Here is a 19,579-nt window from a genome sequence, read left to right as displayed (position 1 = left end):
CACACTGTCGTGATGAGCGACGATCGTCTGTACTTCCGCCAACTGCTCTCCGGGCAGGACTTCGCCGTGGGCGACCCGCTCGCTCAGCAGATGGTCAACTTCGTCTACGCCATCGGTGATCGACAGACCGGCGAGTGCGTCCTGGTCGACCCGGCGTACGCCGTGAACGACCTCGTCGACGCGGTCGCCGTCGACGACATGACGGTGACCGGTGTCCTCGCCACGCACTATCACCCCGATCACGTCGGCGGGTCGATGATGGGCCACACGATCGAAGGCATCGCTGCGCTCCTCGACCGGGTCGACTGTCCGATCCACATCCAGGCCGATGAGCACGAGTGGGTCCAGAAGACCACCGAGGTCCGCGACGATCACCTCGTCACCCACTCGTCGGGTGACGTTCTCCGCGTCGGCGAGATCGACATCACGCTGTTGCACACGCCGGGCCACACGCCGGGGAGTCAGTGCTTCCTGGTCGATGGTCGACTCGTGGCCGGCGACACGCTGTTCCTCGAAGGCTGCGGCCGGACCGATCTTCCCGGTTCGAACGCGCAGCAGATGCTCCAGAGCCTGCAACGTCTGGCCGAGGTTCCCGACGACACGATTCTGTACCCGGGACACCGCTATTCGGCAGCGTCGAGCGCGTCGATGGAGACCGTGAAGCAGATCAACTTCGTCTTCGACCAGATCTAGGGGCCGTTCTGCCTTTTTTCGCCCGCCGAGACGTGCGACAGCAGACCTCAGGTGCGAGCGAAACGCCAGGTTTGCTCGCTGGCGCTCACTGCACCGGCAAGAAAGTCAATGACAGCGCTCCGGGAGCGATGTAACGGCGGGCACCAACATGGTCAACGGCCGCCGCCGCGAGCGCCAGCGAGCAAGGCTGGCGTCGGTGCTCGCACCAGAGACATGCGGTCGCACGTCCCTGCGGGCACCGACATCGTGACGGCCGCCGCCGCGAGCGCCAGCGAGCAAGGCTGGCGTCGGTGCTCGCACCTGAGACATGCGGTCGCACGTCCCTGCGGGCACCAACAAGTGTTAACAGTCGGATTTGGCGGGGATGACGATCTGGAGGCCGGGGTAGAACGCGCTGTAGCCGTTGGTCTGGGCGTTGGCGGCGTCCATGGCTTCGACGGTGACGTCGAACTTGTTCGCGACGGCGAGGCGGGTCGTGTCGCCTTCTTCGATCGTGTAGCTGCCCGGGGCACAGTTGTCGCCGGCTTCGGGGATGGTGTCGCCGACCGGTTGTTCGGCTTCGCCGCCGGTGACGACTTCGACGCCGGGATCGACGGGCGTCGAGACGTTGAGGTTGGTGGCGCCCGGCGGGATCTTGATGATCGAGCCGATGCCAGGGAACTGCGGGCAGTTCAGCGACGTGCAGCCGGCCCAGCCGTTGTAGGCACCGATGTCTTCGACGGACACGCCGAACAGGTCGGCGACGCGCAGCGGGAAGTCGCCGCTCTGGATCGTGTATTCCTGTTCGCCGGCCGCGATCGAATCGTCGACGACGCCGGCGATCGTGGTGGAGGTGGTCTCGGGAGGCCGGGTGACGAACGCGGTCGAACTGAGATCGACGGTACTCACCGACGGACCGGCGGCGTCGCTGCCTCCGCAGGCGCCGAGGACGAGTCCGGCCAGGGCGACCGGCCACACGGCCACGGCGAAACGACGTCGATCTTTCAGAACCATGCGTCCCAGGCTATTCCCTCGCTGCACGCGCTCGGTGTCACCCTCACATCAGTGGCCGGGCGGTGGGCGGAATCGGCGCCGGGAGCAGCGTCTCGCCCATCAGGTACTCGTCGACGCCGGCCGCGGCGGCGCGGCCTTCGGCGATCGCCCAGACGATGAGACTCTGGCCGCGGCCCATGTCGCCGGCCACGAACACGCCGGGCTGGTTGGTCATGTAGTTGTCGTCGCGCATGACGTTGCCGCGGGCGTCGTATTCGAGCGACATCTCGTCGAGCCACGAGCCGCGCTCGGGGCCGACGAAGCCCAGCGCGAGGAACACGTAGTCGGCGGGGATCTCGCGGTCGGTGCCGTCGATCTTGGTGAATTTGCCGTCGATCATCTCGACCTCGTGGAGGCGCAGCGCCTTCACCCGGCCGTCGTCGCCACCGATGAACTCCTCGGTGTTGACGCTGTACAGACGCTCGCCGCCCTCTTCGTGCGCCGAGGTGACCTTGTAGACCATGGCGAACTGCGGCCACGGGTTGCGATCGGCGGCCCGGGTCTCGGGCGGCATCGGCATGATCTCGAGTTGCGTCACCGACGCAGCGCCCTGACGGTGCGCTGTGCCGAGGCAGTCGGCGCCGGTGTCGCCGCCGCCGATGATCACGACGTGCTTGCCGTTGACGTCGATCGGGGCCTGATCGAAGTCACCGAGCTGCACTCGGTTCGAACCCGGCAGGTACTCCATCGCCTGATGGATGCCGTCGAGGTCGCGTCCGGGGATCGGTAGGTCACGCCACTTCGTGGCTCCGCACGCGAGCACGACCGCATCGTGGGAGGCGCGGAGCACTTCCATGTCGACGGTCTCACCGACCGCGGCGTTGACGCGGAACTCGGTGCCTTCCGCCTTCATCTGTTCGAGGCGTCGATCGATGTGGCGCTTCTCCATCTTGAACTCGGGGATGCCGTAGCGGAGCAGACCGCCGATGCGGTCGGCGCGTTCGAGCACGACCACTTCGTGGCCGGCGCGGGTGAGCTGCTGGGCGGCGGCCAGTCCGGCCGGACCCGACCCGATGACGGCGATGCGCTTGCCGGTTCGCACCGACGGCACCTGCGGCACGACCCAGCCCTCGTCGAAGGCGCGGTCGATGATCTCGACCTCGACCTGCTTGATGGCCACGGGGTCCTGGTTGATGCCGACGACGCACGCCGACTCACAGGGTGCCGGGCACAGCCGCCCGGTGAACTCCGGGAAGTTGTTGGTGGCGTGCAGGCGCTCGATCGCGTCCTGCCACTGGTTGCGGAAGACGAGGTCGTTCCAGTCGGGAATGAGGTTGCCGAGCGGGCACCCGTTGTTGCAGAACGGGATGCCGCAGTCCATGCAGCGCCCGGCCTGCCGGTTCAGCTCGTCCTGGTCGAACGGCTCGTACACCTCGTTCCAGTCGCGCAATCGCACCGGCACCGGCCGATGCGCCGGCGTCGCCCGTCCCCATTCCAAGAACCCAGTCGGCTTACCCATGGTGAATGCCTTTCAGAAGTGTGCACGCCACACGGTGCGGAGCGGAGGGCCTTGCCCCGACTCCCGAGCCGAGTCGACTTGTCGTGAGGCGATGTGGTGAGCGCGGCGAAGCCGCTCGATTCGAGTGAGCGCAGCGAACGAGCCGTTCGGACCGAACGGAGCGAAGCGAGTGAGGCCGAGTGCCGTGATTCATGCTCGGGCTGCTTCCATGATCTTCTCGACGGTGGCTTCCTCGTCGAGTCCGGCGGCCTTGGAAGCGTCGATCACTTCGAGGACCCGCTTGTAGTCGGTCGGCATGACCTTGCGGAAGTGGCTGTTCTCGACCGACCACGACGTGAGGATGCGGTCGGCGATCGCCGAACCGGTGAGCTCACGGTGACGTTCGATCGTGGTCTGCAAGAACTCGCGGTCGCTGTCTTCGAGGGGTTCGAGCTGCACCATGTCGTAGTTGACCCGTTCGCCGAACGTGCCGAGCGGGTCATAGACGTAGGCGATGCCGCCCGACATGCCGGCACCGAAGTTGCGGCCGGTCTCGCCGAGCACGACGACTCGACCGCCGGTCATGTACTCACAACCGTGGTCGCCGATGCCTTCGCTCACGACGGTGGCACCGGAGTTGCGGACACAGAACCGTTCGCCGACGATGCCGCGCAGATAGATCTCGCCGGTGGTGGCGCCGTACCCGATGACGTTGCCGGCGATCACCTGTTCTTCGGCGGTGAACGTGGCGTCGGGATGCGGGTGGACGATGAGTCGCCCGCCCGAGAGGCCCTTGCCGAGGTAGTCGTTGGTGTCGCCGATCAAGCGCATCTGGATGCCTGCCGGGAGGAACGCACCGAAGCTCTGGCCGGCCGAACCGGTGAGCGTGATGTCGATCGTGCCGTCGGGCAGCCCAGCGCCCTTCCACTTCTTGGTCACCTCGTGGCCGAGCAGTGTGCCGGTCGTGCGGTTGATGTTGCGGATCGGCAACTCGATCGAGACGTGTTCGCCGTCGTTGATCGCCGGTTGGGCGAGTTCGATGAACTGCTGATCGAGCGCCACGTCGAGTTCGTGGTCTTGGGCGACGCTCTGGTGCATCGTCTGCCCGTACGGGTTCTCGGGCACTTTGAGAATCGGGCTGATGTCGAGCCCCGACGCCTTCCAGTGGTCGACGGCCGAGCGGGTGTCGAGACATTCGACGTGACCGACCATCTCCTCGATGGTGCGGAACCCGAGCTCCGCCATGATCTCACGGGCTTCCTCGGCGATGAACTGCATGAAGTTGACGACGAAGTCGGCCTTGCCCGAGTAGCGGTCACGCAGGACCGGGTTCTGGGTGGCGATGCCGACCGGGCACGTGTCGAGGTGACACACCCGCATCATGATGCAGCCCGAGACGACGAGGGGCGCCGTGGCGAAGCCGAATTCCTCGGCGCCGAGCAGTGCGGCGATGACGACGTCGCGGCCGGTCTTCATCTGACCGTCGGCCTGGACGACGACCCGGTCGCGCAGACCGTTGAGCATCAGCGTCTGCTGTGTCTCGGCGAGGCCGAGTTCCCACGGACCACCGGCGTGCTTGAGCGAGGTGAGCGGGCTGGCGCCGGTACCACCGTCGTGGCCGGAGATCAGCACCACGTCGGCCTTGGCCTTCGACACACCGGCGGCGACCGTACCCACGCCGGTCTCGGCGACGAGCTTGACGTGCACGCGAGCCGACGGGTTGGCGTTCTTGAGGTCGTGGATGAGCTGCTTGAGGTCTTCGATCGAGTAGATGTCGTGGTGCGGCGGCGGGCTGATGAGGCCGACACCAGGCGTCGAGTGACGGGTCTTCGCGATCCACGGGTACACCTTGTGCCCGGGAAGTTGGCCGCCCTCGCCGGGCTTGGCGCCCTGCGCCATCTTGATCTGGATGTCGTCGGAGTTGGTGAGGTACTCGGAGGTGACGCCGAACCGGCCCGAGGCGACCTGCTTGATCGACGAGCGACGCTCGGGGTCGTACAACCGCTCGGCGTCTTCGCCGCCTTCACCGGTGTTCGACTTGGCACCGAGACGGTTCATGGCGATCGCCAACGTCTCGTGGGCTTCGGCCGAGATCGAGCCGTAGCTCATCGCGCCGGTCGAGAAGCGCTTGACGATCTCGCTGACCGGCTCGACCTCGTCGATGGGGATGCTCTGGCGTCCCTCGGTCGCGAACTCGAACAGGCCGCGCAGCGTCATCAGGTGTTTCGACTGGTCGTCGACCGACGCCGTGTACTCCTTGAAGATGTCGTAGCGACCCGAGCGGGTCGAGTGCTGCAGCTTGTAGACCGTCTCCGGGTTGAAGAGGTGGCGTTCGCCTTCACGACGCCACTGGTACTCGCCGCCCAGTTCGAGCTTGCGGTGCGCACGCTCTTCGGGCCGCTTCGGGTTCGCCATCTCGTGGCGAGCGGCGACCTCGGCGGCGATCTCGTCGATGCCGATGCCGCCGAGCTGGCTGATCGTGCCGGTGAAGTGCCGATCGACGAGCTCCTGGCTCAGACCGATCGCTTCGAAGATCTGGGCACCGGTGTACGACGCCACGGTCGACACGCCCATCTTCGACATCACCTTCACGACGCCCTTGTTGCACGCCTTGATGTAGCGGTGGATCGACTCCTGCGGGTCGAGGCCGCCCATGCTGTGCATGCCTTCGGCGATGAGGTCTTCGATCGACTCGAAGGCGAGGTACGGGTTGATCGCGCCGGCGCCGTATCCGATGAGCAGCGCCATGTGGTGGACTTCGCGGGCGTCGCCGGCTTCGACGACGAGGCCGGTCATCGTGCGCTGCTTGGTGCGCACGAGGTGATGGTGGACCGTGGCCGTGAGCAGCAGCGACGGGATCGGTGCGTCGACCGAGTCGGCGTTCCGGTCGGACAGCACCAGCATGCGGGCACCGTTCTCGATCGCCGACGACGCTTCCTGGCAGATGCGGTCGAGCGCCGCCGAGAGGCCGGGCCCTCCGTCTTCGACGCGGTAGAGACCCGACAGCACCTTCGCTTCGAGCCCCGGGTGATCGCCGTCGTCGTTGGCGTGGATGATCTTGGCGAGTTCGTCGTTGTCGATGATGGCGTACGGCAGCGCCAGCTGCTTGCAGCTGTCGGGACCGGGATCGAGCAGGTTGGCCTCGGGGCCGACCGTCGACGACACGGCGGTCACCACTTCCTCGCGGATCGCGTCGAGCGGCGGGTTCGTCACCTGGGCGAACAGTTGCTTGAAGTAGTCGAAGATCAACCGGGGACGCTCCGACAACACCGCGAGCGGCGTGTCGGTACCCATCGAGCCGAGCGCTTCCATGCCCTTGATCGCCATGGGCGCCAGGAGGATCTTGAGTTCCTCGTGGGTGTAGCCGAACATCTGCTGGCGACGCAGCACGCTGTCGTGACTGAACACGACGTGCTCGCGTGCCGTCAGGTTCTCGAGGCTGACGAGTCCGTCTTCGAGCCACTTGCCGTACGGGTGCTCGGCAGCGAGGGTGGCCTTGATCTCTTCGTCGTCGACGATGCGCCCCTCGTTGGTGTCGATCAGGAACATCTTGCCGGGCTGCAGACGGCCCTTCGCGACGACCTTCGACGGATCGATGTCGATCACGCCGACCTCCGACGCCATCACCACGAGGTCGTCGTCGGTCACCCAGTAGCGGCTCGGGCGGAGTCCGTTGCGGTCGAGCGTGGCGCCGATGACGTCACCGTCGGTGAAGGTGACGCTCGCCGGGCCGTCCCACGGCTCCATCATCGTCGCGTGGAAGCGGAAGAAGTCGCGCAGCTCGGGCGACATCGTCGTGTCGTTCTCCCACGCCGACGGGATCATCATCATCACGGCGTGGTGGATCGGGTAGCCGCCGAGGTGCAGGAGTTCGAGCACCTCGTCGAAACGGGCCGTGTCGGACGAGCCAGGCGTGCAGATCGGGAACGCCCGGTCGATGCCCGGCAGGTGCGGGCTCTCGAGCATCGCCTCGCGCGCCCGCATCCAGTTCTGGTTGCCCTGCACCGTGTTGATCTCGCCGTTGTGGGCGACGAAGCGGTACGGGTGTGCGAGCGGCCACGACGGGAACGTGTTGGTCGAGAACCGCGAGTGCACGAGCAGCAACGCCGACTCGATGCGCTCGTCGGTCAGGTCGGGGAAGAACTCGCTCAGCTGCGGCGTGGTGAGCATGCCCTTGTACACGATCGTGCGCGACGACAGTGACGAGAAGTACGTGTCGAGATCGCCGACCAGCTCACGGCGGCTGCGCTTGCGAGCGACGAACGCCTTGCGATCGAGTTCGAGGCCGGTGGCTCCGGCGGGATCGGACACGAACAACTGCTTGAACGTCGGCATCGCCGCCCGAGCGGTCTTGCCGAGACAGTCGGGGTTGGTCGGAAGGTCACGCCAGCCGAGCACGGTGAGTCCGACCTCGGCGACGGTGGCGTCGATCGCCGCCTGGGCTCGTTCGCAGGCGTCGGCGTCGGCAGGGAGGAATGCGATGCCGGTGGCGTACGCGCCGGCCGCCGGGAGGTCGAAGTCGGTGACCGCCCGGAAGAGGGCGTCGGGCACCTGCAGCAGGATGCCGGCGCCGTCGCCGGTGTCGGGTTCGGCACCGGTCGCACCGCGGTGTTCGAGGTTGGTGAGCGCCTTGAGGCCGGTCTGCACCAGCTCGTTCGAGCGGACGCCCTTCAGGTTTGCGACGAACGAGACGCCACACGAATCGTGTTCGTTGCGCGGGTCGTACAGACCTGTCTTGCTGGGCGCGTGCTGAAGCGGCTGCTGCATGTCACATCCTGAAATGGTCGAGGGCGGGCGACGACGCCCGACGGTGGAAATCAATCGACACCGAAGATCGACACTGATCTCCTGGCGGAACCTCAACGCTGAGGATGCTGGCGACAACTCTGTGACCAGCGGATTTCCGATCCTAGTGGTCAACCCGCAGCCAGCGACACCTCGTTCGGTCGTGAAAGGAATCACAAGCGATGGTGTTGACGGGGTCACACACGGCGGCCACCCGGACGCTGCCGGGCGCCGCGCCCGGCTCAGGCGAGGCGTGACTTGACGAGATCGGCCACCACACGCCCGTCGGCGCGACCGGCCACTTCGGCGTTGACCGCCTTCATCGCCTTGCCCATGTCGGCCTTGGTGGCAAAGCCGTTCGCCTCGAACACCGACGACACGATGGCATCGAGCTCGTCGTCGGTGAGGGCGGCCGGGAGGTACACCTCGAGCATCGCGAGTTCGGCGCGCTCGGCTGCGGCGCGATCGTCGGCACCGCCGGCTTCGAACGCTTCGGCGGCGTCGATGCGGCGCTTGACCTGCGCCTTGATGACCGCTTGCACGCCGTCGTCGTCGAGCGTCGATGCGGCGTCACCCGACACTTCGGCCTCCTGGACGGCAGCGATCACCGAGCGCAGCGTGCGCTGACGATCGGTCTCACGCGCCTTGGTGGCGGCGATCAGGTCGGCTCGGATCTGCTCGATCAGCATGACGACAGTGTGGTGGCTGGCCCGACCGAATCAGTCAACGAATTCGGGGGTGCGCTTCTCGAAGCTGGCCATCACGGCCTCGACCTGGTTCTTCGACCCGATCTGGTCACCGATCACCCGACGCTCCGCCGCGAAGGCGTCGGCAGCACCGTCGTGCTGGAGCGCGTTGAACAGTTCCTTGGCGCCGCGTACGGCCCCAGGGCTGCAACCGGCGATCTCGCGCGCCATCTCGTGCGCATCGTCGTACGGCGTGTCGCTCAGCCGCGTGACCAACCCGAGTTCGGCGCCTTCGGTTCCGGAGAAGATCCGAGCGGTGTAGGTGAGCTCGCGGGCGATGTCGGGGCGGACGAGCTTCGACAACATGAACGTTCCGGTCATGTCGGGAACGAGGCCCCAGTAGACCTCGCGCACCGACAGCTTCGTGTCGGGATGCACGATGCGGATGTCGGCACCGAGCGCGATCTGCAACCCGCCGCCGAGGGCGTGGCCGTGCACGGCGGCGATCACCGGCATGGGCAGTTCCTGCCACACCCAGCACACCTGCTGACCGAGGTGGGTGATGCGGCCGTCCTTCATCGCCCCCGGGTTGCCCTCGTCGTCAGCGGCCGCCTTGGTACCGCCGATCGCCTGCATGCTCGCCATGTCGAGACCGGCGCAGAACGACGCCCCGTCGCCCGACAGCACCACGACGCGCACGCCGCTCTCGGACTTGAGCCGCTCCCCCGCCTCGGCGAGTGCGGAGAACATGGCCCCGTCGAGCGCGTTGCGCTTGTCGGCGCGGGTGAGCTTGACGTCGGCGATGCCGTCGTTGATGGTGATGGTGACGCGATCGGACATGACGCCGATCATAGGAAGTCGGCCCGTTCGAAACATCGTCCGGCAAGGTGCCATGCTGCCGGGATGGAACTCGGACTCACTGCTGACGAAGTGCTCACGACCACCCGATCGGTGCGCAAACGACTCGACTTCGACCGCCCGGTCGACCGTGCCGAGGTCGAACGGTGCCTCGAGATCGCGCTGCAGGCTCCGACCGGCTCCAACAAGCAGGGCTGGCACTTCGTCGTCGTCGAAGACGCCGCCAAGAAGCAGGCGCTCGCCGACATCTACGCACGCAACTTCCAGAAGTACGCCGCCATGGCAGCCTCGAACGAGTACGAGCCGGGCGACCTCCGCTACGAACAGAAGGACAAGGTCACCGCGTCGGCGGTGCACCTCGTCGAGAACTTCCACCGCTCGCCGCTGATGCTGATTCCGTGCATCGACGGGCAACTCGATCGGGCTCCCGGCTTCCAGGCGGCATCGGCGTGGGGTTCGCTGCTTCCGGCGGTGTGGAGCTTCATGATGGCACTGCGCGAGCGCGGCATGGGCTCGGCGTGGACCACGATCCACCTGATGGACGGCGGCGACGCCGAAGCGGCCGAACTGCTCGGCATCCCCCACGACAAGGTGACGCAAGCCGGACTGTTCCCCATCGCCCACACGATCGGCACCGACTTCAAGCTGGCCAAGCGTCTCCCGCTCGACGACGTGATGCACTGGGATGGCTGGTGAGCGCACCTGCTCGGTGAGCGCACCTGCTTCGTGACGATCGAGAATTCAAGGTCGTCTCAAGTCACGCCGATGTATTGGCGTGGCAACTGAATTCTCCTCCTTCGACAGCTCGACACTGCCGGCACCTGGCCCTGCCACGCCGTCGGTTCCGTTGCCCCCGCCGACCGGTGCCGCGCCCGCAACACCGCCGTCGCTGCCCGTGCTGCCGCCGCCCGGTGCCCCACAGGCCGCGCCCGCAACCGCCGATGTGGCAACCGATTCCGCCGAACCGCTCACCGCGATCCCACCGGTCGCACCTCCCGGCGACACCGACCCCGACGCGCCGTCGAACGACGAGAAGCGCCGACCGCCCGTCGGACTGCTCATCGCACTGTTCGCCGCCATCGTCGTCGGCATCGCCGGCTTCTTCGTGCTCAGCGGTGATTCGTCGTCCGACGGTGCCGACGCTCCCCCGGTCACGCGCCCTCGGCCCGCCGCCGACGGCAACGTCGCCGCCGACGTCGACTCCGAACCCGAGACCGCCATCGGCGAGATCCTCGACGACGCCAACGACGTCGTCGCCGACATCAATGCGAACGGCCAGGAGGAGGAGTTGCTCGCCGAACTCGGACTCGATGCCACGGGGAACCCGATCGAAGTCGCAGACGCCGGGTATCGCTTCACCTGGGAAGACCCCTCGGGACAAGACCTCGACATCGTCGTCGATTCGGAGTCGAACGACTACGCGGTCGTCGCCAGCGACGGCATCAGCTTCCGCCACATCGGCGACGCCTACTACGGCCAGTCGGGCGACGATGGCGAATGGTACGAACTCGCCGGCGACCCGTTCGGTGCGATCCCGGTCGTCGGTCTCGACGGCATCCCGTCGGTCGACGAGGTCGTCCCTGCCGCCGTGACTCCGTACGTCGTGTCCGACACCGTCGACGGCCCGTCGCGAGTCGTCATGATCGACGACGCCGCCTTCGCCGCCGCCGACCTCGACGCTCGCAACGCCTGGCTCGCCCCCTGGGGGCTGATCGACGAGACGGTCGACTCGGCGTCGAGCGTGGTGGTCCGACTGACGTTCGATCCGAGCGGCGACAACGTCGTCGGCGCCCACATCGAGACGCCGGCGATCGGAGGGTTCGCGGCCTTCTCGATCACCGAGACCTACGAGGTCGCACCGGTCATCGAGAACCCGATGTCAACGCTTCCAGTCGACGAGGCTGCGGTCGATCTCGGCGAGTGACCGGCAGCCGGTGAGTGCCATGGTGCGTTCGAGCCCGGTTCGGAGGAAGTCGAGCAGCCAGTCGACGCCTGCTTCGCCGCCCGCGCCGAGCGCGAGGAAGTACGGCCGTCCGAGCGACACCGCATCGGCACCCAGCGCCAACGCCTTCACGATGTCGCTGCCGCGTCGGATGCCACCGTCACAGATCACCGTGGCCTGATCTCCGACCGCCTGCTTGACCGGCTCGATCAACGACACCGGGCTGGGCGCGTCGTCGAGTTGACGTCCGCCGTGGTTCGACAGCCCGATCCCCTCGACCCCCATCGCCACGGCCTGCTCGGCATCGGCCACGGTCTGGATCCCCTTGAGCACGATCGGTCCGTCCCAGAACGACCGCAGCCACTCGATGTCGTCCCACGACAGCGCCTGATCGAACTGGCGAGCGACGTGGTCGGCGAGCGTGATCGCCGTCGAACCGTCTTCCGCGTGCTGACCGACGATGTTCGCGAACGTGATGGGCTCGGCGCGCAGGAAGTCCCACGTCCAGGCCGGATGGATCGCTCCGTCGATCAGCGTCTTCGGGCCGAGTTTGGGCGGCAGTGTCATGCCTCGACGGACGTCGCGCTCGCGACGGCCGAGCACCGCGGTGTCGACGGTGAGCCACACCGCTCCGTAGCCGGCCTCCTTCGCACGACCCACCAGGTCTTCGACCAGCTTGCGGTCTTTCCAGGTGTAGATCTGGAACCACTTCTCACCGTCGGGATTGGCGGCGGCACATTCCTCGATCGATCGCGTCCCCATCGTCGACAGCGACCACGGCACGCCGGCGCGACCGGCCGCCCGCGTGACGGCGAGTTCTCCCTGGCTGTGTGCGATCCGCGTGAACCCAGTGGGCGAGAGCACCACCGGCATCGACGCGGGTTTGCCGAAGATCGTCGTCGACGTGTCGAGGTCGGACACGTCGCGCATCACACGGGGCCGGAACTCGAGGTCACCGAAGTGCGTGGAGTTCGTCGCGAGCGACCGTTCGTCTTCGGCACCGCCGTCGATGTAGTCGAACACGCCGGCCGGGAGATTGCGCTTGGCGAGGCGCCGCAGGTCGTCGACCGAAGCGACCCGCTTCAGCCGCCGGGTCGTGCGATCGAACTCGAAGGAGTCGAACTGTGCGACCGATCGAAACGTCTTCCACATCTGAGCGACACCCATACCGCGACCCTACGGCGGGCTCCACCGCTCGCCGCAAACCGACGAGCGCGGCGCGACTCGCTCAGTCGACGAGCCGGAGCCCGCTCGGCGTGAGGCTCGGCCCGGCCTGTGGGAGTTCGACGACGAACTCGGTGCGATGCGCCGAGAACAGGTGCTCGCTCACCAGCACCGGATGACCTTCCCGATCGGTCGTGACCCGCTGGCACCGCAGCAGCGGCGCACCGACGGGGATGTTGAGCAGTTTCGAGATCGCCGCGTCGGCGGCGTCGGCACCGATGGTCTGGGTCGCGCCGCGCAGTTCGACGTCGATGAGTTCGTAGAACGGAAACTGCTCGACGTCGCGACGAGACAGGTTGGCGCCCAGGTCGGCCGGGCACCACACGGTCACCACCGCGAACGGCTCGCCGTCGGCCAGGTTGACGCGCTTGACGCGCAGCACCTGATCGGTCTGCAGCAGCGCGCGTACTCGGGCGGGCGGCTGGACGAATGCGAACTCTTCGACCTTGCGTTCGGAGATCTTGCCGACGCCCTCGACCTGACTCTCGATCGTGCCGAGCGACTCGAGCGACTGCCGGACCGGTTCGCCGGCGACATACCAGCCGAAGCCTTGGCGGGCAGCGATGAGGCCGTCTTCGCGCACGAGTTCGAGCGCTCGACGGATCGTGACACGCGAGACCTCGAACTCCGCCGACATGTCGGACTCCGACGGCAGCACGGAGCCGACCGGAGCATCGCGGAACCGCTGACGAAGCTCGTCAGCGATATCCTTGTATCGGATTCGTCTCATTCGCTGTCCTTCCTAGCACGCTGGCTTGAAGATGGCTGCAACTTGTATTATAGTTGTCTACATGCCAGTCAGCGCCAGCACCCCCATCGAACTCGTCGACGCCGTCTACGCGAACCTCCCGGGCAACGTCCAGATCGCCCGTGACCGTCTCCAGCGTCCGCTCACCCTCACCGAGAAGATCCTCGTCAACCATCTGAGCGACCCCGAGAACCAATCGCTCGAACGCGGCGAGAGCTACGCCGACTTCCACCCCGACCGCGTCGCCATGCAAGACGCCACCGCGCAGATGGCGCTCCTGCAGTTCATGACCGCCGGGCTCGACGAAGCCGCCGTGCCGTCGACCGTGCACTGCGACCACCTCATCCAGGCCAAGGTCGGCGCACAGATCGACCTCGGCGTCGCCGTCGACACCAACAAGGAGGTCTACGACTTCCTGCGCAGCGTGTCGGCCAAGTACGGCATCGGCTTCTGGGGCCCGGGCTCGGGCATCATCCACCAGGTCGTCCTGGAGAACTACGCGTTCCCGGGCGGCATGATGATCGGCACCGACAGCCACACGCCCAACGCCGGCGGTCTCGGCATGGTCGCCATCGGTGTCGGCGGCGCCGACGCCGTCGACGTCATGACCGGCTTCGCCTGGAACGTCAAGTGGCCCAAGGTCATCGGCGTCAAGCTCACCGGCACACTCTCCGACTGGAGCGCTCCGAAAGACGTCATCCTCGAAGTCGCCCGCCAGCTCACCGTCAAGGGCGGCACCGGCGCCATCGTCGAGTACTACGGCCCCGGCGCCGACTCGATCTCGGCCACCGGCAAGGGCACGATCTGCAACATGGGTGCCGAGATCGGCGCCACCACCTCGCTGTTCGGCTACGACACCAACATGAGCGAGTACCTCAAGGCCACCGGCCGTGAGGCCATCGCCGACGCCGCCGACAAGGTCGCCGATCACCTGCGCCCCGACGACGGCGCCATGTACGACCAGATCATCGAGATCGATCTCGACGAACTCAAACCGCTGATCAACGGCCCGCACACCCCCGACCTCGCGCACAAGGTCGGAGCCGGCGTCGGCGAAGCCGCTCGCGCCAACGACTGGCCGCTCGTGCCGTCGGCCGCGCTCATCGGTTCGTGCACCAACTCGTCGTACGAAGACATCACCCGCGCTGCATCGATCGCGCGTCAGGCCGCAGCGAAGGGCCTCACCTCGAAGATCGACCTGATGATCACCCCCGGTTCCGAACAGACCCGTGCCACGATCGAACGAGACGGCCTCCTCGCCGACCTCGAAGCGATCGGTGCGACCGTGCTCGCCAACGCGTGCGGCCCGTGCATCGGTCAGTGGAGCCGCCCCGAAGCGGTCACCGGGCAGATCAACACGATCGTCACCTCGTACAACCGCAACTTCCCCAAGCGCAACGACGGCTCGGCCAACACCCTCGCGTTCGTCACCTCGCCCGACACGGTCATGGCCATCGCACTGTCCGGCCGGCTCGACTTCGACCCGACCACCGACACGATCACGGCGCCCGACGGCACCGAGGTCAGCCTCGACGCACCGGTCGGCCAGATCCTCCCCGACGCCGGCTACGACCCGGGCGAAGACACCTTCACCGCTCCCCCGGCCGACGGCAGCACCGTCGAGGTGCAGGTCAGCCCCACGAGCGACCGCCTGCAGCTCCTCGAGCCGTTCGAGCCCGCACCGCGCGACGCCTACAACGGCCTCCCGGTGCTGGTGAAGGCACAGGGCAAGTTCACCACCGACCACATCTCGATGGCCGGCCCCTGGCTGAAGTTCCGCGGTCACCTCGAGAACATCTCGGGCAACCTCTACCTCGGAGCGGTCAACGCCTTCTCGAAGGGTGATGGCTCCGGCTACGAGGTCGGGTACGGCAAGAACCAGCTCACGGGTGAGACCCAGACCTTCCCCGAGATCGCCAAGGAGTACCACGAGGCAGGCCAGCCGTGGGTCGTCATCGGTGACGAGAACATGGGTGAGGGTTCGAGCCGCGAGCACGCCGCGATGGAGCCCCGCTTCCGCCTCGGGCTCGTGGCGATCGCCCGCAGCTTCGCTCGCATCCACGAGACCAACCTCAAGAAGCAGGGCATGGTCCCGCTCACGTTCGCCGACGCGGCCGACTACGACAAGATCGACGAAGACGATCGCATCAACGTGCTCACCCTGCCGCCGGTGCCCGGAGAGAACGTGAAGTGCCAGATCGTCAAGCCCGGCGGCACCACGATCGACTTCGAGGCCAAGCACACGTTCAGCCCCGAACAGGTCGAATGGTTCGAGGCGGGCTCGGCGCTCAACATCATCCGCCAGAAGTCGGCCAACTGATCGATGGCTCGCCGTCGACGTCCGGGGTCGCGCACCTCGGTCGTCGACGGCCGGGCACGCCTGATCATCCCCGCCGAGGCATTCCAGACCGCCGATGACGAGGCGCTGAGCTTCGGCGCAGCGAAGAACTGGTTCGCGTCGTCGCCGTCGTTTCCACACGAACTGTCCGAGGCGCGACCAGCCGTCGCGCTCGTGGTCGATGCGTTCGCGTACGACCTGCATCTCGGCGACGTCGCCTTTGCGACCGACGTCCACGACGGCGAGGCGTTTCGCGACGCGGCGACCGCACACGGCGTCGACGTGTACGTGGCCGGCGGCGACATCGACCCGCGACGCTCCGCCGACGACGATCTGAGCGACGCAGCGTCGTCGAAACTGCTGCTCGGAGCGCGCGTGACGGCGTACGCCGTCGACCGGCTGAGCGACTGACGCGGTCCGACACTACCCCCGACAAAACGCACGCTCGGCGTTCAACCCCTGCTCAGCGTGGGCGCGCTTCTTCCCGACATCGTCAAATCTTCTCAAGGTGTGTCACATCTCTCCCGATGGACGCAGCACGGACATGTCGACCGACATGTCGTGACGCACAGGAGATGTGATGAATCAATCAATGGCGGGCGGCCCGACGGAGCGATCGAGTCTGCATGCAACAACCGGACGGATCGCAGCGGTGGGTACCGCCCTGCTGCTGGTGCTGTTCCTCGTTCTGTCGGTGTCTCGAGCAGCCTTCACGGCCTCGACGAGCAACGACAACAACTCGGCGAGCTCGGCGGCCGGCATCACGCTGACCGACAACGACGCGGGCTTCGCGCTCTTCACGACCGCGGTCGACCCGCTCAACCCCTTGGCGAGCGGCAATGCCGCCGACCTGACCCCGGCGACCCCGGTCGAGCAGTGCATCCGCGTGCAATACGACGGTGACTTCACCTCGGGCGACGTGATGATGTACGTCACGGGCATCGACGCCGCCGACACGCTCGCCGACTACCTGAACGTCCGGGTCGACCGCCTCGCGACTCCCGGCGACCCGGTCGCCTTCACGGAGACCCCGGGCAACCAACTGCACGACTGCGCCTACATGAACGCGCAGGATCCGCCCGAGGCGCTGCCGAACGCGAACAACGACAACATCTACAACGGCACCCTCGCCGACTTCCCGGCAACTCACGCTGACAACCTCAGCTCGATGCCCGGCAGCGACGGCGTCTACACCTTCCGCATCACGATCGCCGTCCAAGACGATCCGGAAGCCGCCGCCAAGGACGCCACATGGAACTTCGTGTGGGAGACCCAGAGCTGAAGAACCCGATGACCCGAACCGGAGCGATCGACTGGCCCCGCCTCCAGCGATCGTTCCGGTTCGGTTTCGGGCTCACCGGACTCTTCTTGAGCACTGTCGCGCTCACCCTCGCCGTGTTGGCGATGGTGGCGATGGTCGTTCCGAGGTGGCATTCGACCGTCGTTGCGTCGGAGTCGATGGAACCCGCGCTCCAGCGCGGCGACACCGTGCTGTACAGCGAGCAGGACCTCGACGAGGTCGGAGTGGGCACCGTGGTGGTGTTCGACTCCAACGACGTGTCGGTCATCCACCGGGTCGTCGACGTCAACCCCGACGGCACACTCGTCACCCGCGGCGACGCCAACCAGAGCAACGACAGCTCTCCGGTCACCGCCTCCGAACTCTTCGGTGCCGGCCGTGTGGTCGTGCCCTGGGTCGGCATGGTGCGCCTCTGGTGGCTCGACGGCCGCCACGAACTCGTGGTGGCCACGTTGATGGTCTTCCTCATCGCACTTCGCGGTGCAGGTCTCAGCAGCGAACGCGAGAACGATCCGTGGGACGGCACCGAATCGACGTCTCCCTCGCACTCGTGGCTCTGGTCCGGCGACCTCGACGACGAATCGGCCGACAACCGCCTCCTCGGCGAACCGCAACAGACCGAGGTCGTGGCCGCCCTGACCCTCGTGGGAGGTGACACCACATGACACGACGAACGAAACGGATCGACGACGCGGTCGTGCGATCGCTCTCACACATGCGTGTGGTGCTCGCACTCGCGCTCGCGCTCTTCGGCGCGGTGCATCTCGTCCGCGGCGAGCGACTCGGGAGCGTCGCCGTCGCTGCCGCCGTACTCGTCGGCGTGTCGGCGCTCGCCGAACCGCGGCTGCGGCGCCGTGTCGATCCGGTCCGGCTGTCGATCGGCGTGGTCGTCCTCGACCTCGTGGTCACGATCGCTGCACTCGGCGTGAACGGCGTGGAGCCGGGCGACCCGACATCGCTCGCACTGGCAATTCCCCTCGTGCTCGCCGGCATTCGGCACGGTCTGCTCGGCGCGATCGCAACCGGTATCAGCACCGCACTGGCGCTGTTCGCACAACTCGCGCTCACCTGGGACGGCACCCCCGGTCAGGCCGACGATCCACTCGTCCTCGCCGCCGTGCTCATGGCCGTCGCCGTTCCCACCGCTCGTCTCGCCGAACACGTCACCGCGCGGTTGCGTCTCGCCGAAACGACACGGGCACGAGCACAGCGCCGGTCGCATGCGCTCGAACTCGTGACGCATGCGGGCGCGCAGCTGCTCGCCGCCGATCCGGTCGAGCACGACCGCCTGTTGGTCGCCGCCGCCGAGAAGTTCGTCGGCGTGTCGGCGACGATCGAACACAGCGACGGCAACCGAGCCGACGAGAGCGACACGGCGGCGGACGACGACGCGACGATCGTTCGCCTCGACCTCGACGAAGCCTCCGGCGGTCGCCTCGTGCTGACAGGAGCAGAGCATGCGCTCGACGACCTCACGGTCGATGCGCTCGAACTCCTCGTCGCCATGAGCCGGGCGCAGGCGGGTGCCACCCGTCGGGCAGCACCCGCCGAGCAGACGGCCGAGCGCCATTCGCGTCATCTCTCCACTCGCTCGGAGACGTTGAGCTGGCTCGACGACCGGCTCCGCCGTGACCCCGCCGAACTCACCCTCGGCATCGTGAGCCTCGACAACCTGAAGCTGCTCAACGATCTTCACGGCCACGACGCCGGCGATGCCCTCATCGAGGCAACGATCGAGCGACTCCTGCAGATCGACCCGTCGGCAACGGTCGGACGTCTCGTCGGCGGCGACTTCGTCGTCGCCATCGACACCCTCGACGTCGACCGGCCGACCATCGCCGAGGCGCTCGCAGGAGACGTGTCACTCGGCCGCTCCGGCTCGACGCGGATCTACTGCGGCGTCGGACTCGCGGCCGCCGGAACCGACCGGTCGGAGTCGGGCGAGCAACTACTGCGGCGAGCGATGTCGGACATGTACGCCGACAAGCGGGCACAGAACGCTGCGTTCCTCGCTGCGGCTGCCAGCGAACTCGACGACACGGCGACGGACACGACGACGGACGCGGTGCGATGAGGTTGCGGCGGCTGGTCGGAGCGGTCGCAGTCGGCGCGCTGTGCCTCGGCGTCGGGACGCTCGACACCGGTTCGGCAGCGTTCGTCGAATCGACTTCGAACGTCGCCAACGTGGCGTCGAGTCATGCGGTCTTCCCGCCGTCGGACGTGTTCGCCGACGTCCGACTCAACGTCCTCCCGCTGCTCACGTGCCGTGCGAACGTCACCTGGCAGCCCTCGACGACCGCTGGCGTGACCGCATACGAGGTGCGGCGGGTCATCACCGGCACCAACGCCGTCTCGGGCGGACCCTGGACCGTCACGGCCCCCGGCACCAGCTACAACGACAGCGCCGCGCCGCTGCTCGGTGCTGGACTCGGCGTGTACGAGTGGCAGGTTCGAGCGGTCACCGGTGCAGGTCTCCGGTCGGACTGGATCGCAGCCGACGCCCCGGGCTTCCTGCTCTGTCTCTGATGTGGTCGT

The 19,579-nt window shown here is 67.1% G+C and carries 16 protein-coding genes; 9 read left to right on the top strand and 7 right to left on the bottom strand.

Annotation, left to right across the window (positions count from 1 at the left end; translation table 11 throughout):
- Positions 1 to 12 precede the first annotated feature (12 nt).
- Entirely contained in the window at positions 13 to 693 is a 681-nt protein-coding gene (locus tag YM304_RS12265) for an MBL fold metallo-hydrolase (RefSeq protein ID WP_015442010.1), read from the top strand.
- A gap of 342 nt (positions 694 to 1,035) precedes the next feature.
- On the opposite strand, the gene YM304_RS12260 is transcribed toward YM304_RS12265, so the two are convergent.
- From YM304_RS12260 to YM304_RS12240, 5 genes are all read right to left on the bottom strand, one after another.
- Positions 1,036 to 1,686, bottom strand: coding sequence for a LysM peptidoglycan-binding domain-containing protein (locus YM304_RS12260; RefSeq protein ID WP_083908342.1), 651 nt, complete (start codon positions 1,684 to 1,686; stop codon positions 1,036 to 1,038).
- A 43-nt stretch (positions 1,687 to 1,729) separates the two neighbouring features.
- Positions 1,730 to 3,184, bottom strand: a complete 1,455-nt coding sequence (locus tag YM304_RS12255; protein WP_015442008.1) for a glutamate synthase subunit beta — start codon at positions 3,182 to 3,184, stop codon at positions 1,730 to 1,732.
- A gap of 189 nt (positions 3,185 to 3,373) precedes the next feature.
- Complete coding sequence (gltB, locus tag YM304_RS12250) at positions 3,374 to 7,930, bottom strand: glutamate synthase large subunit (RefSeq protein WP_015442007.1); 4,557 nt, start codon at positions 7,928 to 7,930, stop codon at positions 3,374 to 3,376.
- A gap of 260 nt (positions 7,931 to 8,190) precedes the next feature.
- Entirely contained in the window at positions 8,191 to 8,637 is a 447-nt protein-coding gene (locus YM304_RS12245) for a GatB/YqeY domain-containing protein (RefSeq protein ID WP_015442006.1), read from the bottom strand.
- 30 nt (positions 8,638 to 8,667) lie between these two features.
- Positions 8,668 to 9,474: a crotonase/enoyl-CoA hydratase family protein gene (locus YM304_RS12240; protein WP_015442005.1), complete on the bottom strand. Its 807-nt coding sequence runs from the start codon at positions 9,472 to 9,474 to the stop codon at positions 8,668 to 8,670.
- 63 nt (positions 9,475 to 9,537) lie between these two features.
- Here YM304_RS12240 and YM304_RS12235 point away from each other — a divergent pair, with 63 nt between their 5' ends.
- Entirely contained in the window at positions 9,538 to 10,188 is a 651-nt protein-coding gene (locus tag YM304_RS12235) for a nitroreductase family protein (protein WP_015442004.1), read from the top strand.
- 79 nt (positions 10,189 to 10,267) lie between these two features.
- Entirely contained in the window at positions 10,268 to 11,416 is a 1,149-nt protein-coding gene (locus YM304_RS12230) for a hypothetical protein (RefSeq protein WP_154723435.1), read from the top strand.
- On the opposite strand, the gene YM304_RS12225 is transcribed toward YM304_RS12230, so the two are convergent.
- Positions 11,372 to 12,601, bottom strand: coding sequence for an alpha-hydroxy acid oxidase (locus YM304_RS12225; RefSeq protein WP_041298255.1), 1,230 nt, complete (start codon positions 12,599 to 12,601; stop codon positions 11,372 to 11,374). The genes YM304_RS12230 and YM304_RS12225 overlap by 45 nt on opposite strands.
- A 61-nt stretch (positions 12,602 to 12,662) precedes the next feature.
- The gene (locus YM304_RS12220; RefSeq protein ID WP_015442001.1) at positions 12,663 to 13,388 is read right to left on the bottom strand and encodes a GntR family transcriptional regulator; all 726 of its coding nucleotides are present in this window, start codon (positions 13,386 to 13,388) and stop codon (positions 12,663 to 12,665) included.
- Positions 13,389 to 13,449: 61 nt separating this feature from the next.
- Here YM304_RS12220 and YM304_RS12215 point away from each other — a divergent pair, with 61 nt between their 5' ends.
- The 6 genes from YM304_RS12215 (at position 13,450) to YM304_RS12190 (ending at position 19,570) form a co-directional block, all read left to right on the top strand.
- Positions 13,450 to 15,726: an aconitate hydratase gene (locus YM304_RS12215; RefSeq protein ID WP_015442000.1), complete on the top strand. Its 2,277-nt coding sequence runs from the start codon at positions 13,450 to 13,452 to the stop codon at positions 15,724 to 15,726.
- Between the two features lie 3 nt (positions 15,727 to 15,729).
- On the top strand, positions 15,730 to 16,155 hold the full coding sequence (locus YM304_RS12210) for a hypothetical protein (RefSeq protein WP_015441999.1): 426 nt from the start codon (positions 15,730 to 15,732) through the stop codon (positions 16,153 to 16,155).
- A gap of 241 nt (positions 16,156 to 16,396) precedes the next feature.
- Positions 16,397 to 17,026 carry a hypothetical protein gene (locus tag YM304_RS12205; RefSeq protein ID WP_041298252.1) on the top strand — a complete coding sequence of 210 codons (630 nt, stop codon included), beginning with the start codon at positions 16,397 to 16,399 and terminating at the stop codon, positions 17,024 to 17,026.
- Complete coding sequence (locus YM304_RS22550; RefSeq protein ID WP_051071419.1) at positions 16,996 to 17,709, top strand: signal peptidase I; 714 nt, start codon at positions 16,996 to 16,998, stop codon at positions 17,707 to 17,709. The genes YM304_RS12205 and YM304_RS22550 overlap by 31 nt, the downstream gene beginning before the upstream one ends.
- Complete coding sequence (locus tag YM304_RS12195; protein WP_015441996.1) at positions 17,706 to 19,118, top strand: diguanylate cyclase domain-containing protein; 1,413 nt, start codon at positions 17,706 to 17,708, stop codon at positions 19,116 to 19,118. The genes YM304_RS22550 and YM304_RS12195 overlap by 4 nt, the downstream gene beginning before the upstream one ends.
- Entirely contained in the window at positions 19,115 to 19,570 is a 456-nt protein-coding gene (locus YM304_RS12190; RefSeq protein WP_015441995.1) for a hypothetical protein, read from the top strand. The genes YM304_RS12195 and YM304_RS12190 overlap by 4 nt, the downstream gene beginning before the upstream one ends.
- Positions 19,571 to 19,579 lie beyond the last annotated feature (9 nt).

Origin of the sequence: Ilumatobacter coccineus YM16-304 (genome assembly GCF_000348785.1) — a bacterium.
In the GTDB taxonomy this organism is placed as follows: domain Bacteria; phylum Actinomycetota; class Acidimicrobiia; order Acidimicrobiales; family Ilumatobacteraceae; genus Ilumatobacter_A; species Ilumatobacter_A coccineus.
This window is presented reverse-complemented; position numbering and strand designations above follow the sequence as displayed.

Bases quoted from the DNA above. Each gene is read 5' to 3' on its own strand.
- YM304_RS12265 (WP_015442010.1), top strand. From the start codon at position 13: ATGAGCGACGATCGTCTGTACTTCCGCCAACTGCTCTCCGGGCAGGAC.
- YM304_RS12260 (WP_083908342.1), bottom strand. From the start codon at position 1,686: ATGGTTCTGAAAGATCGACGTCGTTTCGCCGTGGCCGTGTGGCCGGTC.
- YM304_RS12255 (WP_015442008.1), bottom strand. From the start codon at position 3,184: ATGGGTAAGCCGACTGGGTTCTTGGAATGGGGACGGGCGACGCCGGCG.
- gltB (WP_015442007.1), bottom strand. From the start codon at position 7,930: ATGCAGCAGCCGCTTCAGCACGCGCCCAGCAAGACAGGTCTGTACGAC.
- YM304_RS12245 (WP_015442006.1), bottom strand. From the start codon at position 8,637: ATGCTGATCGAGCAGATCCGAGCCGACCTGATCGCCGCCACCAAGGCG.
- YM304_RS12240 (WP_015442005.1), bottom strand. From the start codon at position 9,474: ATGTCCGATCGCGTCACCATCACCATCAACGACGGCATCGCCGACGTC.
- YM304_RS12235 (WP_015442004.1), top strand. From the start codon at position 9,538: ATGGAACTCGGACTCACTGCTGACGAAGTGCTCACGACCACCCGATCG.
- YM304_RS12225 (WP_041298255.1), bottom strand. From the start codon at position 12,601: ATGGGTGTCGCTCAGATGTGGAAGACGTTTCGATCGGTCGCACAGTTC.
- YM304_RS12220 (WP_015442001.1), bottom strand. From the start codon at position 13,388: ATGAGACGAATCCGATACAAGGATATCGCTGACGAGCTTCGTCAGCGG.
- YM304_RS12215 (WP_015442000.1), top strand. From the start codon at position 13,450: ATGCCAGTCAGCGCCAGCACCCCCATCGAACTCGTCGACGCCGTCTAC.
- YM304_RS12210 (WP_015441999.1), top strand. From the start codon at position 15,730: ATGGCTCGCCGTCGACGTCCGGGGTCGCGCACCTCGGTCGTCGACGGC.
- YM304_RS22550 (WP_051071419.1), top strand. From the start codon at position 16,996: ATGGAACTTCGTGTGGGAGACCCAGAGCTGAAGAACCCGATGACCCGA.
- YM304_RS12195 (WP_015441996.1), top strand. From the start codon at position 17,706: ATGACACGACGAACGAAACGGATCGACGACGCGGTCGTGCGATCGCTC.
- YM304_RS12190 (WP_015441995.1), top strand. From the start codon at position 19,115: ATGAGGTTGCGGCGGCTGGTCGGAGCGGTCGCAGTCGGCGCGCTGTGC.